The organism is Isoptericola sp. b515 (genome assembly GCF_030588125.1).
Classification (GTDB): domain Bacteria; phylum Actinomycetota; class Actinomycetes; order Actinomycetales; family Cellulomonadaceae; genus Isoptericola; species Isoptericola sediminis.
In genome coordinates, this window is the sequence record NZ_JAUQYR010000001.1 from 623,738 (window position 1) to 639,377 (window position 15,640).

Consider the following 15,640-nt stretch of genomic DNA (forward strand, 5'->3'; position numbering starts at 1 on the left):
CCCTCTCCCCTGGTGTGAGGAACCCCACGGTCACCGACGTCCGCGCCGCGGTGCGCTGGGCGCTGAGCCACGACCTGGTGGCGCTGCGCGACTACCGCCAGGTGACGCTGCTCGACCGCAGCGCCCGCTGGCAGGCCGACGCGGCACTGGTCGCGCGGTGGCGCGAGGCCACCGGCAACCTGTTCGCCGCCTCCTGGACGCGGGACCCCGCGTCCGAGGAGCCGTCGCGGCACCACGTCTCGCACTGACCCGTCAGGCGCGCAGCAGCGCCGAGACCCGCGTCCGCCGCGCACGTGCCGCCGCGGCGACCCCCAGCCCGAGACCGACGAGGGTCCACAGCACCAGTCCGGTCAGCGCGATGCCCAGGCCGTCGACCGCGGGCAGCAGCACGGCGGCGAAGGCGTCCCGGCCGGCACCGGTCGGCAGGAACTCCACCAGCGAGACGAGCACGTCGGGCACGGTGGCCACGACCCCGGTGCCGATGAGCAGCACCGCCATCAGCAGGCTGATGCCGCGGCCGACGTGGCCGAGCCAGCCGAGGAAGCCCAGGTGGGCGGCGACGAAGCACACCGACACCAGCACCCCGACCAGGACCGCCCCGACCCAGCCGAGCAGGGACGCACCCTCGACGGCGGCGAGGATGCCGCCGACGAGCGCCCCGGTCCCGGCACCGATCGCCGCCGGGAGCGCCAGCGCCTCCAGGGCGAGCCGCGCCGACGACCGGGTGGAGCCGAGGGCGTGCGCCGCGACGGGCGGGTACACGGTCATCAGCCCGAGCGCCCCCAGCCACAGGGCGACGACGGCGAACAGCGGTCCGGTCGCACCGGTCGACAGGTCGTCGACCCCCGGCGCGGAGACCGGGTCGGCGACGACACCCGCGAGGTTCTCCCGTTCGTCGTCCGAGTAGGTCGGGATGCCCTCGGCGGCCTCGTCGAGGCCCACGGCGAGGTCGTCGGCGCCCGAGGCGAGCTGGTCGACGCCGTCGGCGAGCTGGCCGGAACCGTCAGCCACGCCGTCCGCACCGGCGGCGAGCTGCTGGGCACCCGAGTCGAGCTGCCCGACGCCGGAGGCGAAGCCGTTCACCCCGGACGCCAGCTCCTGCGCACCCGAGTCGAGCCGCCCGACGCCCGAGGCGAACCCGTTCACCCCCGAGGCCAGCTCCTGCGCACCCGAGTCGAGCCGCCCGACGCCCGAGGCGAACCCGTTCACCCCCGAGGCCAGCTCCTGCGCACCCGAGTCCAGCTGCCCCACCCCCGAGGCGAACCCGTTCACCCCGGACGCCAGCTCCTGCGCACCCGAGTCCAGCTGCCCCACCCCCGAGGCGAACCCGTTCACCCCCGAGGCCAGCTCCTGCGCACCGGCGTCGAGCCGGTTCACGCCGGTCGCCAGCTCGTTCACCCCGGTCGCCAGCTCCTGCGCTCCTGTGTCGAGCTGCCCGACGCCGGACGCCAGCTCGGCGGCACCGGTCGCCACGCCGTCGGTCCCCACGACGAGCTCGTCCGCACCGGCGGAGAGCTGGTCGAGACCGTCGGCGAGCGCCGTCGCCCCGTCGGCCGCCTCGCCCGCGCCGGCCGCGAGCTCGTCCGCGCCCGACGCGAGCTGGTCCGCGCCGTCGCTCGACGCGGCGATGCCCGCGGTGAGGGCGAAGAGGCCGGTCGGAGCACTGGTCTCGGTGCCCGGTTGTCCGGCCTGCGCGACCAGACCGTCACCCAGAGCCGCCATCCCCGCCTGGATCTCGGGGAGGGTGGGGACCTCCTGGCATGCCGCGCTCGTCGGGTCGGCGCCGCAGTCGAACGCGATGTAGGCGCCGAGCGCATCGGCCAGGTCCTGCGCGGAGGTCCCCGCCGTCACGATCCCGTCCGGCAGCGGGGCAGCCTCGGCCGCGAGCGTCTCGAGGCCGCTCGCCAGGTCACCCGCACCGGAGGCGAGCTCCTCGGCGCCCGTCGCCAGCTCGGTGGTCCCGGCGGCCAGCGCGTCCGCGCCGGCGGCGCTCTCCTGCAGACCGGCGGCGAGCTCGTCCGTGCCCCCGGCGACCTGCCGGGCACCGGTGGCCAGCTCCTCGGCGCCCGTGGCCGCCCCGGCCACGCCCGCGGCGTACTGGTCGGCCCCCGCCGCGAGCTCGTCCGCTCCCGTGGCGGCCTGCCCGGCACCGGCCGCGTACTGGTCGGCGCCGTCGGCCAGCGCGAAGCCGCCGTCCGCTGCCTGCCCGACACCCGAGGCGAACTGGTCCGCCCCCGCCGCCAACGAGAACCCACCGTCCGCCGCCTCCCCGACACCCGAGGCGAACTGGTCCGCCCCCGCCGCCAACGAGAACCCACCGTCCGCGGCCTCGCCCACACCCGAGGCGAACTGGTTCGCCCCCGCCGCCAGCGAGAACCCACCGTCCGCCGCCTGCCCGACACCCGAGGCGAACTGGTTCGCCCCCGCAGCCAGCGAGAACCCACCGTCCGCGGCCTCGCCCACGCCGGCGGCGTACTGGTCGACGCCGTCGGCGTACTGCTCCGCCCCGTCGGCCAGGTCATCGGCACCGGACGCGGTCTCGTCGACCCCGTCGGCGAGCTGGTTCGCGCCGTCGGCGGCCTCCCCGATCCCGTCCGAGAGGTCGTTGAACCCGACGAGCACGTTGTCCACGTACGTCTCGGTGAGCGAGGACCCCATGATGGTGGTGGCCGTCGTCGCCACGATGCGGGCGAGAGCGTCGTCCACGACACGGCCGCCGGGCGGTGTGGAGATGTCGATCGTCGCCTGCCGCGCCTCGGCGGGGTCGTCGGACCCGAACGACGTCGCGGCGGCCGAGAAGTCCTCCGGGATGGTCACCACGGCGGCGTACGTGCCGTCGTCCAGCCCCTCGGCGGCGTGCTCGGTGTCGGTGAGGGTCCAGTCGTAGTTGACGTCGGAGTCCTCGGCCCCGCCGACCAGACCGGCCGCGAGCTGGCGGCCGAGCGGGACGGTCTGCCCGTCGACCTCGACGGGCTCGTCGTCGTTCACGATCGCCGCGGGCACCGTGTCGAGCCGGTCGACCGGGTTCCACAGGGACGCGAGCAGGATGCCCAGCACGAGCACGGGGAGCAGGACGACCGCTGCGACCGCCCACGGGTTCTGCCTGACGCGGTTCATGCCCGGACCTCCTCGGGGTCGTCGGTGTGCTCGGCCTGCTGGTCGGAGGGTGGTGGCGGCGGGGCCTCCCCACCGCGCAGGGTGCTCGGGGCGCCCCAGCCGGCGCCGACGTCGAGCACGGGGGTGCCGTCGGGGAGCAGGTCGGTGGCCGCGACGCCGGTCGAGCCGACCAGCAGGGTGGTGCCCGCGGCCGCGGCGGCGGACAGCGCGTGCGCGAGCGATTCGCGGGCGGCGCGGTCGGCGACGACGTCGGTGCGGTCGACGACGAGGAGACGCGTGCCCTGGCGCACGGCCTCGGTCACGGCCCCGGCGGCGCCGCCGTCCGAGGCGTCGACCACGGCCACGCGCGACCGGACCGCCGGTGCCCGTTCCGGCAGCACGTACCCGGCGGTCTTCACCGCGCCCTGGTCCGGGTGGATGCGGCCGGCGAAGGCCAGGAGCAGGGCGTTGACCGCGGCCGTGGCGTCCCCGTGCACGGCGAGGGCTCCGCCCTCGGGGACCCGGACGCTGACGGGGCCCACCAGCGGCGCCCCGCCGGGGCGGTCGTGCGGGCCGGCGACGGTGACCTCGTGCGCGACGACGGCGTCCTGCCGGCCGTCGTCCCGCGGCCCGGGCCACGGGGCGAGCCGCAGCTCGCGGGCGATGCCCTCGCCCTCGACGTCGAAGGTCGGCAGGGTCCGGTCGAGCCAGCGCGGGATCCACCAGGCGCGGTCGCCGAGCAGGGCGAGGACGGCGGGCACGAGGACCATCCGCACCACGAAGGCGTCGACGGCCACACCGACCGCCAGTCCGAGCGCGATCGGCTTGAGGGACATGTCGCCCTCGGGGACGAACGCCACGAAGACGCTGAACATGATGATCGCGGCCGCGGTGACGACCTTCGCGGCGCCCTGGAAACCGGTGTGCACCGCTCGCCGGGCCCGCCGGCCGTTGTGGACGAAGTCCTCCCGGATGCGGGACACGAGGAAGACCTCGTAGTCCATGGCCAGCCCGAACAGCACACCCATGAGGATGATCGGCATGAAGCTGATGACGGGACCCTGCTTGGTCACGTGCAGCGCGTCGGCGAACAGGCCGTTCTCGAAGACGAGGGCGACGGCGCCGAACGCCGCACCCACGCTGAGCAGGTAGCCGACGGTCGCCTTGACGGGTACCCAGATCGAGCGGAACACCATCATGAGCAGCAGCAGCGACAGGCCGACGACCACGACGGCGAACGGCAGCAGCGCCTGCCCGAGCTTGTCCGAGACGTCGATCCCGACGGCGGTGAACCCGGTGACCGACAGGTCGACGCCGTACTCGTCGATCCAGTAGTCGTGCATCGAGCGGATCTCGTCGACCAGCGCCTTGGTCTCCTCGGAGTCCGGCGCACCGGTCGGCACGACCTGGATGATGCCGGTGTCGGCGCTCTGGTTGGGGGTGGCCAGGGGGACGTCGGCGACGCCGGAGAGGTCCTCGATCTCGGCCGCGAGGTCGTCCATCAGCCCCAGCGGGTCCGTGGACTCGATGATCGACCCGGTGACGATGAGCGGTCCGTTGAACCCGTCGCCGAAGTACTCCCCGACCAGGTCGTACGTCTGCCGGGCCTCGTTGTCCTCGGGCAGGTAGCCGGCGTCGGGCAGCGCGAGGCGCAGGTTCGTGGCGGGGAACGCGAGGGCCCCGAGCGCGACGACGACGAGCACGATCGTCACCACCGGCCTCTTCGTCACGCCCGCGACCCAGCCGGCGAAGAACCGGTTCTCGTGACCGGTCGCACCGCCCTCGACGGGTGTCGGCGCGGCCTTGCTGCGGCGACCGCGGGACTTCTTCGGCCGGGGGCGCAGCCGGTCCCCGGCGAGGGCGAGCACGGCCGGCAGGAGCGTCAGCGACACGATGACGGCGAACCCGACGGCGACGGCCGCCGCGATACCCATGACCGACAGGAACGGGATCCCGGCGACGCTGAGACCGACGAGCGCGATCATGACGGTCAGCCCGGCGAACACGACGGCGGAGCCGGCGGTGGCGGTGGACCGGGCGACGGACTCGTGGACGTCGACGCCGTCGCGCAGCAGCTCCTGGTGGCGCGAGACGATGAACAGCGCGTAGTCGATGCCGACGGCGAGGCCGAGCATCAGCCCGAGCATCGGGGTGGTGGAGTTGATCGGCCCGAAGACGGTGGCGGCGAGCAGCAGCAGCATCGACACCCCGACGCCGACGAGCGCGTTGACCAGCGGCAGCCCGGCGGCGACGAAGGAGCCGAGGGTGAGGACGAGGACGACCAGCGCGACGACGAGGCCGATCGCCTCGACGATGCTCAGCGCGGGCAGCTCCTGGGAGAACAGCTCACCGCCGAGGGACGCCTGCGACCCGGCGGGCAGGGACGCGCCCAGCTCGTCGGTGGTGTCGTGCATCGCCTCCTTGGTGGCGTCGCTGATGGAGAAGACGTCGCCGTCGAGCTGGACCTGCAGGATGGTCGCCCGCTCGTCGTCGCTGACGGAGGCGGACAGCTGCTCGTCGTACGGCGTGCTGACGACCCGGACCTCGTCGAGCTCGCCGATCTCCTCGGCGGCGTCCTCCACCGGTTCCCGCACGGCGTCGTCCTGGATCGTGGTGCCCTCCGGGGCGACGACGACGAGCTGCGCGGACGCTCCGCTGACCTCGGGGAACGTCGCGGAGAGCTGGTCGAGCGCCTGCTGCGCCTCGGTGCCGGGGATCGTGATCGAGTTGTCGAACCCCTGGTAGAGCAGGCCGCCGGCCGCCCCGGTGACCACGAGGATCCCGAGCCACGCGACGACGACGAGCCGACGGGCCCCGGCGGCCCAGCGGCCGAGCGAGTACAGGACGGATGACACGCGGGACTCCCCGGAACATGGACGACGGGCTGTCGATACGTCACTGTATCCGATACGGGTTTGTATCGGATACACCGGTGCACTGACTACGATGGACCCTGCACCGGACCCAGGAGGCCACCACCGTGACGACCGAGCCCGCCACCAGCGTGCGCTCCGCGCGCCGCGAGCGCACGCGTGAGCGCCTGCTCGACGCCGCCTTCGCGCTGTTCTCGGAGCACGGGGTCGCGGCCACCCCGATCGAGGCGATCTGCGAGGCCGCAGGGTTCACGCGCGGGGCGTTCTACTCGAACTTCGCCTCCCGCGAGGAGCTGTTCCGCGCCCTGGTGGAACGCAAGGAGCGCGACCACCTCGAGGCGCTCGAACGGCTCGGCCCGCAGATCGCCGCCGCCCAGGTCGCCACTCCCGAGGGGTTCCGCGACGCCGTGCGGCAGGTGCTGCTCGCCTTCGAGCTCGACGAGGAGAACCACCGCCTCTGGCGTCTGATGAACGCCGAGTTCGAGCTGATGGCCATGCGCGACCCGGAGGTCGCCCGGCAGTACGTCGCCGACCAGAACCGCCTCCGCGGGGAGGTCGCCACGGTCATCGACCGCCTGCTGGAGCAGTGCGGTCTCCGGTTCACCGTCGACACGCCGACCGCCGTCGACCTGCTCATGTGCGTCGAGGACGCCGGTTCCCGGGCGGCGGTCCTCGGCGCGCCCCCCGAGCAGCAGGCGACGGCGCGCCTGGAACAGCTGGTCGACCTCCTCGTGACGCCCCGGTAGGCGCCACGAGGAGGTCGTTCCTCAGCCGAGCGTGGTCGGCAGGACGGTGTCACCCTCCCCGGCCGGCACCCCGAGCACGTGCTCGGCCAGGAACGCCAGCACGCCCTGGTACCAGACCTTCGCGTGCTGCGGGGTCAGGATCCAGTGGTTCTCGTCCGGGAAGTACAGGAACCGGTGCACGGTGGAGCCGTCGTCCGCGGCGGGCAGCCCCGAGTCGGCCAGCAGCTCGCGCCACAGGCGCAGGCCCTCGCCGATCGGCACCCGGTAGTCCTTGTCGCCGTGGATCACCAGCACCGGGGTGGTGATGCCCTTGACGAACCGGTGCGGGCTGTGGGCGTCGCGCATCTCGGGAGTCATCTCCCGGGCCCAGTAGTAGGCGTGGTCCGTCGTCGGGCCGAAACCGTCCAGGGCCCACAGGGAGGCGTGCGTGACGATCGCCCGGAAGCGGTCGGTGTGCCCGGCCACCCAGTTCGCCATGTAGCCGCCGAACGAGCCGCCCATGGCCGCGGTCCGGGTGGCGTCGACGTCCTCCCGCGCCTCCGTGGCGTCCGTGATCGCCATGAGGTCGGTGTACGGCGCGTCCCCCCAGGCACCCCAGCCCCGGGCGACGAACTCCTGGCCGTAGCCGGTGGACAGCGCCGGGTCCGGCAGCAGCACCGCGTAGCCGCGGGCCACCATCAGCCACGGGTTCCAGCGCCACGACCAGGCGTTCCACGAACCGAGGGGACCGCCGTGGATCCACAGCAGCAGCGGTGCCGGGTCCGCCGACGACGCCCCCTCCGGCAGGGCCAGCCAGGCGCGGACCCGGCTGCCGTCCGCCGCCGTCGTCTCCACCTCGGTCAGGTGACCCGGCAGGGCCGGGGCCGGCACCGGCGACGGCAGCACGACGGCGGCGACGGGCTCGCGGTCGCCCCGAGCGCCCGAGGCGACGAACGCCGCCAGGTCGACCCGCACCGGCTCCGCGGGCGCCGCGTAGGACGTCCGCAGCGCGTACAGCGCCGAGCCGTCCGGGGCGACGCGGACGTCGGTCAGCACGGCGTCGTCCGCCGTCACCCGCTCCACGGTCACGGGGCCCTGGCCGGGGACGCCGTCGAAGGTCAGCAGGAAGACCGGGCCGCGGCCGTCCTCGTCGGCGGTGAGGACCAGGCCGCTCGTGTCGGGGAGCCAGGCGGCCGACGTCGGCCAGCGGTCCCAGTCGTCGGCGAGCACCTCGGGCTCGCCGGTACCGTCCAGCGCCACGAGGCCGAGGCGGACCACCGGGGGGTCGGTGGGCGAGGTGATCGTCGAGGTGACGTAGGCGACCCAGCGGCCGTCGGGGGACACCGTCGGACCGCCGACCTCGGCGTCCGGGTCGTCGACCAGCGTGCGGCGTTCGCCCGAGACGGTGTCGACCGCGACCAGCGTGGTGCGTCGCGCCGCGCCGGGGTCGGCCACGGCCCAGGTCGTCACGAGCGTGCGCCCGTCCGGGGACAGCGCGGCGTCGTGCTCCTCGAGCTGCCGGCCGGGGCCGGTGAGCTGGCTCAGCTCGGCCCGCTCGCCCTCGGCCACGTCGCCGAGCGTGAACGCGTAGCGCCGCGGGGCGTCCGGTCCGAGATCGTGGTCCCAGTGCCGCACCGGGTAGCCGGTGTGCCAGATGGCGTTCACCTTCGCGTCACGACGTGCCTCGCGCAGCTCGCCGTCGGCCTCGAGACCCTCCGCGGAGGGCAGCACGGCCGCCGAGACCGAGACGACGTCGGCGTCACGGGCGGCGAGCACACCACCGACCCCGCCCGGCGCCGTCGCCACGACGCGGGCCTCGCCACCCGCCGCGGGCAGCGACCAGAGCGCGGCCTTCTTCTCGTCGCCGTCCGTGGTCTCGGGGTCCGGGCGCGCCGAGGTGAAGAGCAGGTCACCGCCGGCGGTGAACACGGCGGCCGCCTCGCCCTGGGTGCTGCGGGTCAGCCGGCGGGCAGGGCGCTCCCCCGCCGGGTCGACCTCCCACAGCGCCGACACGTAGCCGGTGCCGTCCGGGTCGAGGGTCTGCACGGTCGTCACCAGCCGGCGTCCGTCGGCGCTGAGGGCCAGGCCGCCGAGCCGCCCGAGCGCGATGTAGTCGTCGAGGTCGTCGAAGGGGGTCTGCGGGGTGTCCGCGGTGGTGTCCTGAGTCACCTACCCGGGTCTACCACACGCCGGGCCCGCCCGGCCCGCACGAGCGCGCTCACGACGCTGCACGACGCCGCGGGAACGTCCGCCCCAACAGCCGGTGAACAGTGGTCGAACTCCTGCTCAGGGGGTCACGCACGCCTTGAACGGCACCCGCGGGCTCGGGCAGATTCTGGACGTGAACCACCACAGCGCCCTGCCCCCGTTGCCCGCCAAGGCCGACCTCGTCGTCGTCGGTGCGGGCGTCGTGGGTCTGGCGCACGCCGTCGAGGCCCAGGCCCGCGGCTGCTCGGTGGTGGTGGTCGACGCCGCCGACCGTCCCGACGGCTCCACCGCACGACGCAGCGGGCACGTGGCCGTCACCACCCAGGACTCGACGGCGCTGGCCTGCGCGCTCGCCTCGCGCGAACGCTGGCTCAAGCTCGGCCGGGACGCCGGGTTCGGGGTCCGCGAGAGCGGCGCCGTCGTCGTCGCGCAGCACGAGGACGAGCTCGCCGTCCTCGACGACCTGGTCGCCGCGCGCGCCGGGGACGCCACGCTGCTGGACCACCGCAGCGTCGCCGACCGCACCCCCGTGACGCGGGCCGTCGGCGGTGCCTGGCTGCCGCTGGACCTGCGCCTGGACCCGCCCGCCGCCCTGGCGGCCGTCAGCGACTGGCTGGGGACCCGGCCCCAGGTCCACGTCGCCTGGCGTACCGCCGCCCAGACCCTCGACGCCGGCAGCGGCCGCACCCTGGTGCGCACCTCCCGCGGCGAGGTGGTGGCCAAGCGCGTCGTGGTCGCCGTCGGGCAGGACGTCGGCTCGCTGTGCTGGGAGGTCGGCGCCGAGCTGACGCCGGTGCGCCGCCAGCTCCTGCGGGTCGCACCCCCGATGCCGGACGACGCCGCCGCCCGGGGACGCCTCACGACCGGGCCGGTCGTCCTGGGCGGGACGACCCTGCTGCGCGACACCGCCTACCGGCACTCCCGCGCCCTCGGTGAGGTGCGTGACCGGTGGCGCCGGCACCGCCCGGACGTGCTGGCCGCCGAGATCCACCTGTCGCTGCAGGCCCGGGCGGACGGCTCCGTGGTGGTCGGGGACGGTCGGGCCCCCGCCGACGTGCCCGGACGGTCCGAGGCGGTGGACGGGCTGCTGCTGACCGCGGCCGCCGAGCTGCTCGGCACCGGGCCCCTGACGGTGCTCGGCCGCTGGACGGCGACGGAGCCCGTCCGCGCCCGGACCTCGCCCGCCGCGGACCCGTTCGTCCTCGGCGAGCCGCTGCCCGGGGTGCGCACGGTCAACGTCACCGACGGTCTGGCCACGACGACCGCGCTCGGCCTGGCCCCCCGGGTGCTGGACGAGCTGTTCTGAGCACCGCCCGGCAGGGCGTCACGCCAGGTCACGAGCCGATCACGGTTCGGGGGTGAAGTTCGGGTCCTGTGTTGACAACGGGGAAGGCCGAGCGTTCTCTGAAATCGGGGATGACGGGTGCACCGACGCACCTGGTCGTGGCCCCGGGCCTCGATCCCCTCGCACCGCACCGAAGGCGATGAGGAGAATGCGTAGCGCACGACTCATGACAGCGACGGCGGGCGCCGCCGTCCTCGCCCTGGGCCTGGCGGCCTGCGGCGGCTCCGACGACAGCTCGGACGGGAGCACCTCCGGCGAGGAGATGTCCGGCGGCGGGGAGGTCGAGGTCTTCACCTGGTGGGCCGCAGGCTCGGAGAAGGCCGGGCTCGACGCCCTCGTGGGCGTGTTCGAGGAGCAGCACCCGGACTACACGTTCGTCAACGGCGCCGTGGCAGGTGGCGCGGGCTCCGCGGCGAAGGACCTCCTGCAGTCCCGGCTGCAGGCCAGCGACCCGCCGGACACCTTCCAGGCGCATGCCGGTGCGGAGCTGCAGGACTACATCGACGCCGCGCAGATCGAGGACGTCTCGGCCCTGTACGACGAGTTCGGCCTGACCGACGCGTTCCCGGCCGACCTGGTCGACCGCCTGAGCACCGAGGACGGCGCGATCTACTCCATCCCCTCGAACATCCACCGGGCGAACGTGGTGTGGGCCAACCCGACGGTGCTCGAGGACGCCGGGCTCGACCCCGCCGCCGAGTACGCCGACCTCGACGCCTGGTACGAGGCGCTCGACGCCGTCGAGGAGAGCGGCCAGACGGCCCTGTCCATCGCGACGACGTGGACGCAGGTCCACCTGCTGGAGACCGTGCTGCTCTCCGAGCTCGGCCCCGAGGCCTACACGGGCCTGTGGGACGGGTCGACCGACTGGGAGGGCCCCGAGGTGACGGCCGCCCTGGAGGACTTCGAGAAGCTCATGGGGTACACGAACGACGACCGTGACGGTCTGGACTGGCCCGACGCGACCCAGCAGGTCATCGACGGCCAGGCCGGGTTCAACGTCATGGGCGACTGGGCCGAGGCCGCGTTCCAGGAGGCCGGCGCGATGTCGCCCGACGACTACGTCTACTTCCCGGTCCCGGGCACCGACGGGGAGTTCGACTTCCTCGCGGACTCGTTCACCATGCCGGTGGGCGCGCCCAACCCCGACGGCACGAAGGCGTGGCTGGAGACGGTCGGCTCGGTCGAGGGCCAGGAGGCGTTCAACAAGGCCAAGGGATCCATCCCGGCCCGCACGGACGCCGACACCTCGGACTTCTCCGAGTACCAGCAGAGCGCCGTCGAGGCGTTCGCGAACGACACCATCGTGTCCTCGCTCGCGCACGGCGCCGCGACACCGATCGCGACGCTGAACGCGATCTCCGACGCGACGAGCAAGTTCACGACCGGGGCCTCCGACCTGGCCACCTTCCAGTCGGAGCTCGCCGCGGCGAACATGTGACGCCGTCGGGGCGGGGGTCGCGGCCGCACCGGCCCGGCCCCCGCCCTCCCGGCCCGGAGGACGCGGAGGACGCATGAGACACCGCCTGCGACGGCTCGGAGCCCCGCTCCTGCTGCTCGCCCCGTCACTGATCCTGCTGGGCGTGTTCGTCTACGGCCTCATCGCGGCGAACTTCAACACCTCGATCACGGACAACCACACGGCCGCGCAGGCCACGGGCCAGGAGCCCGTGACGACGGTCTGGTTCCAGAACTACGTCGACCTGCTGGGCAGCGACGACTTCCAGCACTCGTTGACCAACCTCGTGCTGTTCACGGTCGTGTTCCTCGTCGGCACCATGGTCATGGGCTTCGGCTGGGCCTGGATGCTGGACCGGCCGGACCGCGGGGAGGGGTTCTTCCGCTCGATCTACCTGTTCCCGATGGCGGTGTCCTTCGTGGCCTCCGGCGTCGTGTGGCGGTGGCTGCTCAACTCGAACCAGGGGGAGAGCGCGAGCGGCCTCAACCGGCTGTTCCAGATGGTCGGGCTCGACTTCCTGCAGAACAACTGGTGGAACAACATCACCTTCGGGATCACGGCGATCGCGCTGCCGGCGATCTGGCAGCTGTCCGGCTACGTGATGGCGCTGTTCCTCGCCGGCTTCCGGGGCATCCCCGAGGAGCTGCGCGAGGCGGCCCGCGTGGACGGCGCCAGCGAGTGGAAGGTCTACCGGCTGGTGCTGTTCCCGCAGCTCTCGCCGATCGCGCTGTCCGCGCTGATCATCATCGGCCACATGTCGTTGAAGTCGTTCGACCTCATCATGTCGATCTCGAAACCGGCGAACTACCAGACCAAGGTGCCGGCCGTGGACATGTACGTGTTCAAGTCGAGCTTCAACTACGCCGACGCGGCCGCCGTGGGGACGATCCTGCTCGTCATCGTGGCGCTGGTCGTCGTGCCCTACCTGGTCCGGACCCATCAGGCGGAGAAGCGATGAGCACCCACGTCTCCACGCCGCCGGGCGTCACGGGCGAACCCGTCGAGCTCCGGGACGACACCGCGCGCAACAGGTTCACCGTGGGCCGCACCGCCAAGTACGCGGCGATGATCCTGTTCGTCCTCATCGTGCTGATCCCCGTCTACGTGCTGTTCGTGACGAGCTTCAAGGGTGCCGGTGACGCCTCGCCCAGCCGCGCCTGGAACCTGCCCACCGACTGGACCCTCGACAACTGGCGCGGCGCCTGGAACGCCCTCTCACCGGCGATCTGGCGCACGTTCCAGATGGTGATCCCGGCGGCGATCATCTCGGCGATGCTGGGGTCGATGAACGGCTTCGTGCTGTCGCGCTGGTCGTTCCGCGGCGCCGACGTCGTGTTCACGCTGATCCTGTTCGGCATGTTCATCCCGTACCAGGCGGTGATGATCCCGCTGCTGGAGCTGATGCTCGGGGCGGGCATCCCCAGCGGCGTCCCGTCGCTGATCATCCTGCACGTCATCTACGGCATACCGATCACGACGCTCATCTTCCGGAACTACTACCAGACCGTCCCGCACGAGCTGGTCGAGGCCGGACGCGTCGACGGCGCGGGGATGCTGCGCACCTACTGGTCGATCATCCTGCCGATCTCGGTGCCGAGCTTCGTCGTGGTGCTCATCTGGCAGTTCACCAACGCCTGGAACGACTTCCTGTTCGCCGTGTTCTTCTCCTCGAGCCAGAACGGCCCGGTCACCCTGGCCCTGAACAACCTGGCCAACGGTGCGCTGCTGCAGGACTACGGCGTCTCCATGGCAGGCGCGCTCCTCGCCTCGCTGCCGCCCCTGCTGGTGTACATCCTGCTCGGCAAGTACTTCGTCGGCGGGCTCATGTCCGGGTCGGTCAAGGGCTGACCGACCGGGTCGGGGGGCGGCGCGGTCAGTCCCGCCCGTCGCGCTCGGCCATGTCGGCCAGCATGCGGTTGTAGGCCCGCAGCTCGGCGTCGTCGTCCCGCTCGGCCCGGCGGTCGTTGCGGCGCGCCTCGCGCTCGTCGGACCGGGCCCACTGCACGCCCACGACGACGGCGAGCACCAGCGTCGGCAGCTCGCCGATCCCCCAGGCGATGGCCCCGCCGAGCTGCTGGTCGTCGATCGCGGACAGCCCCCACGGCCGCCCCATGTTCCCGAACCAGTCCGCCACGAGCAGCGACGTGCCGGTGGTGAGCACGACCCCGAAGAAGGCGTGGAACACCATGGTGGCGAACAGCAGCAGCAAGCGCTGCGGGTACGGCGGGCGCTGCGGACCGGGGTCGATGCCGATGAGCGCGTTGGCGAACAGGTACCCGGCCAGGGTGAAGTGGATGATCATCCACACGTGCCCCGCGTGGTTGGACAGCGCCCAGCCGAACACCGGCGTGAAGTAGAAGGCGATCATGCCGCCGGCGAAGATGACCGCGGCCACGACCGGCTTCGCGACGAAGCTGCCGAACCGGGAGTGCACGATCGCCAGCACCCACTCGCGCGGACCGCGGGAGCCGTCCTTGCGGGGCGGGACGGCCCGCAGCAGCAGGGTCACCGGCGCGGCCAGCACGAGCAGCAGCGGGATGACCATCGCCAGGACCATGTGCTGGGTCATGTGGCCGGAGAAGATCACGTGCCCGTACACCGACGGGCCGCCGTTGGTGACCCAGACCATGACGACCATGCCGGCGCACCAGGAGATGGTCCGACCCACGGGCCAGCGGTCGCCGCGACGGCGCAGGCGCAGCGCCCAGGTGACGTAGACCAGCGCGCCGGCGGCGCAGGCGACGGCGAAGAGCGGGTCGAAGCTCCACTGCGTGAAGTAGTTGCCCACGGTGTTCTCGGGCGGGAGCGCGTAACCCGTGAGCTGGAAGGCCGGTGAGGCGTCGACGATCTCCTCGTCCGGCACGGGCGGTGCCGTCGACCCGAGCGCGACGGCGACGCCGGAGACCGCCCCGATCGTGGCGAGCTCGACCGCGAGCAGCTGCCAGAACAGCCGGCGCACCCGGCCGGGGTCGGCGGCGAGACGCCCGACGACCCAGCGCCGGTGCGCCCACCCGAACGCGCCGAGCGCCAGCAGCAGCAGCACCTTGGCCTGCAGCAGGAGGCCCCACCGGGTGACGAGGTCGTCCAGGTGCTCCATGCGGATCAGTGCGCTCATCACGCCGGACGCGGCCACGAGGACGAAGGACCAGGCGGCCACGGGCGAGAACCGGGCGACCGCTGAGGCGGCGACGCGGTCGTCGTCCCGCCGACGGCCGGTGCGGGTCAGCGCGACGACGAGCAGCGCCGCCAGGCCGCCGACCCACAGTGCCGCCCCGACGAGGTGGAGCAGCATCGCCCCGACGGCCAGGTCGTGGTTCACCGCCCCGGCGGCGTGCCCGGTGGTGGACTGCAGGGCGAGCGCCGCGGCGGGCAGCACGGCCGTCCACAGGGCTCCGACCGGTCCCCGCACCCCGAGGGCGAGGGCGGAGGTGACGGCCGCCAGCAGGATCGTCCACAGCCCGATCCGGCCGAGCTCGACGTCCCGCGCGAACTGCCACAGCCCCTGCCCGAAGGTGTCGGCGGTCACGGAGATCGTCGAGACGTAGGAGTAGTTGAGGACGAGCTGGGCGACGGCGGCGACGGCCCACAGGCTCGACGCCCAGCCGGCCACGAGCAGGACGCGGTCCGCGTGCCGGCCCCGGGGCAGCAGGAACGCCGCCGCGAACAGCCCGCCGACGGTCACCGACAGCGCGAGCTCGGCGACCACGGTCGCGGCGGGCAGGCCCCACCGCACCACCGGCCCGGGGTCGCTGAACGTCCCCAGCGGGTCGAAGGCGCCCGAGTACGCGCCGGCGGCCAGCAGGGCGAGCAGGGCGACGACGACGGCGCCCGGCCCGGCGGCGACCAGCCACCACGGGCGCGCGGACGTCGACGCCGGGGCGGGGCGACTCGTCGGGCGGGCGGGCGCTGTCACGCCGTCCAGCCTAGGCCTCTC

Annotated in this window: 10 protein-coding genes; 6 read left to right on the top strand and 4 right to left on the bottom strand. The window is 73.5% G+C overall.

The features are described from left to right. Positions 1 to 14: 14 nt before the first annotated feature. Complete coding sequence (locus Q6350_RS02930; protein WP_171246944.1) at positions 15 to 248, top strand: hypothetical protein; 234 nt, start codon at positions 15 to 17, stop codon at positions 246 to 248. Between the two features lie 4 nt (positions 249 to 252). On the opposite strand, the gene Q6350_RS02935 is transcribed toward Q6350_RS02930, so the two are convergent. After that, positions 253 to 3,117, bottom strand: a complete 2,865-nt coding sequence (locus tag Q6350_RS02935) for a YhgE/Pip family protein (RefSeq protein WP_305065078.1) — start codon at positions 3,115 to 3,117, stop codon at positions 253 to 255. Next, positions 3,114 to 5,951, bottom strand: a complete 2,838-nt coding sequence (locus tag Q6350_RS02940) for an efflux RND transporter permease subunit (protein ID WP_305065080.1) — start codon at positions 5,949 to 5,951, stop codon at positions 3,114 to 3,116. The genes Q6350_RS02935 and Q6350_RS02940 overlap by 4 nt, the downstream gene beginning before the upstream one ends. Before the next feature lie 125 nt (positions 5,952 to 6,076). On the opposite strand from Q6350_RS02940, the gene Q6350_RS02945 reads away from it, so the two are divergent. Next, entirely contained in the window at positions 6,077 to 6,715 is a 639-nt protein-coding gene (locus Q6350_RS02945) for a TetR/AcrR family transcriptional regulator (RefSeq protein ID WP_304602778.1), read from the top strand. A gap of 21 nt (positions 6,716 to 6,736) precedes the next feature. Here the strand turns inward: Q6350_RS02945 and Q6350_RS02950 are convergent, their stop codons facing one another. After that, positions 6,737 to 8,863, bottom strand: coding sequence for an alpha/beta fold hydrolase (locus tag Q6350_RS02950; RefSeq protein WP_305065083.1), 2,127 nt, complete (start codon positions 8,861 to 8,863; stop codon positions 6,737 to 6,739). Positions 8,864 to 9,035: 172 nt separating this feature from the next. On the opposite strand from Q6350_RS02950, the gene Q6350_RS02955 reads away from it, so the two are divergent. The 4 genes from Q6350_RS02955 to Q6350_RS02970 all read left to right on the top strand — a co-directional run bounded on the left by Q6350_RS02955 (position 9,036) and on the right by Q6350_RS02970 (position 13,554). Then, positions 9,036 to 10,208, top strand: a complete 1,173-nt coding sequence (locus tag Q6350_RS02955; RefSeq protein ID WP_171246949.1) for an FAD-dependent oxidoreductase — start codon at positions 9,036 to 9,038, stop codon at positions 10,206 to 10,208. Between the two features lie 205 nt (positions 10,209 to 10,413). Further along, a complete protein-coding gene (locus tag Q6350_RS02960; RefSeq protein ID WP_304602780.1) occupies positions 10,414 to 11,688 on the top strand; it encodes an ABC transporter substrate-binding protein in 1,275 nt (424 codons plus the stop codon). 73 nt (positions 11,689 to 11,761) lie between these two features. Beyond that, complete coding sequence (locus tag Q6350_RS02965; RefSeq protein ID WP_304602781.1) at positions 11,762 to 12,664, top strand: carbohydrate ABC transporter permease; 903 nt, start codon at positions 11,762 to 11,764, stop codon at positions 12,662 to 12,664. Beyond that, positions 12,661 to 13,554: a carbohydrate ABC transporter permease gene (locus tag Q6350_RS02970; protein WP_171246952.1), complete on the top strand. Its 894-nt coding sequence runs from the start codon at positions 12,661 to 12,663 to the stop codon at positions 13,552 to 13,554. The genes Q6350_RS02965 and Q6350_RS02970 overlap by 4 nt, the downstream gene beginning before the upstream one ends. 25 nt (positions 13,555 to 13,579) lie before the next feature. Here Q6350_RS02970 and Q6350_RS02975 read toward each other — a convergent pair whose 3' ends face one another. Continuing rightward, complete coding sequence (locus Q6350_RS02975) at positions 13,580 to 15,619, bottom strand: cytochrome c oxidase assembly protein (protein WP_305065085.1); 2,040 nt, start codon at positions 15,617 to 15,619, stop codon at positions 13,580 to 13,582. Positions 15,620 to 15,640 lie beyond the last annotated feature (21 nt).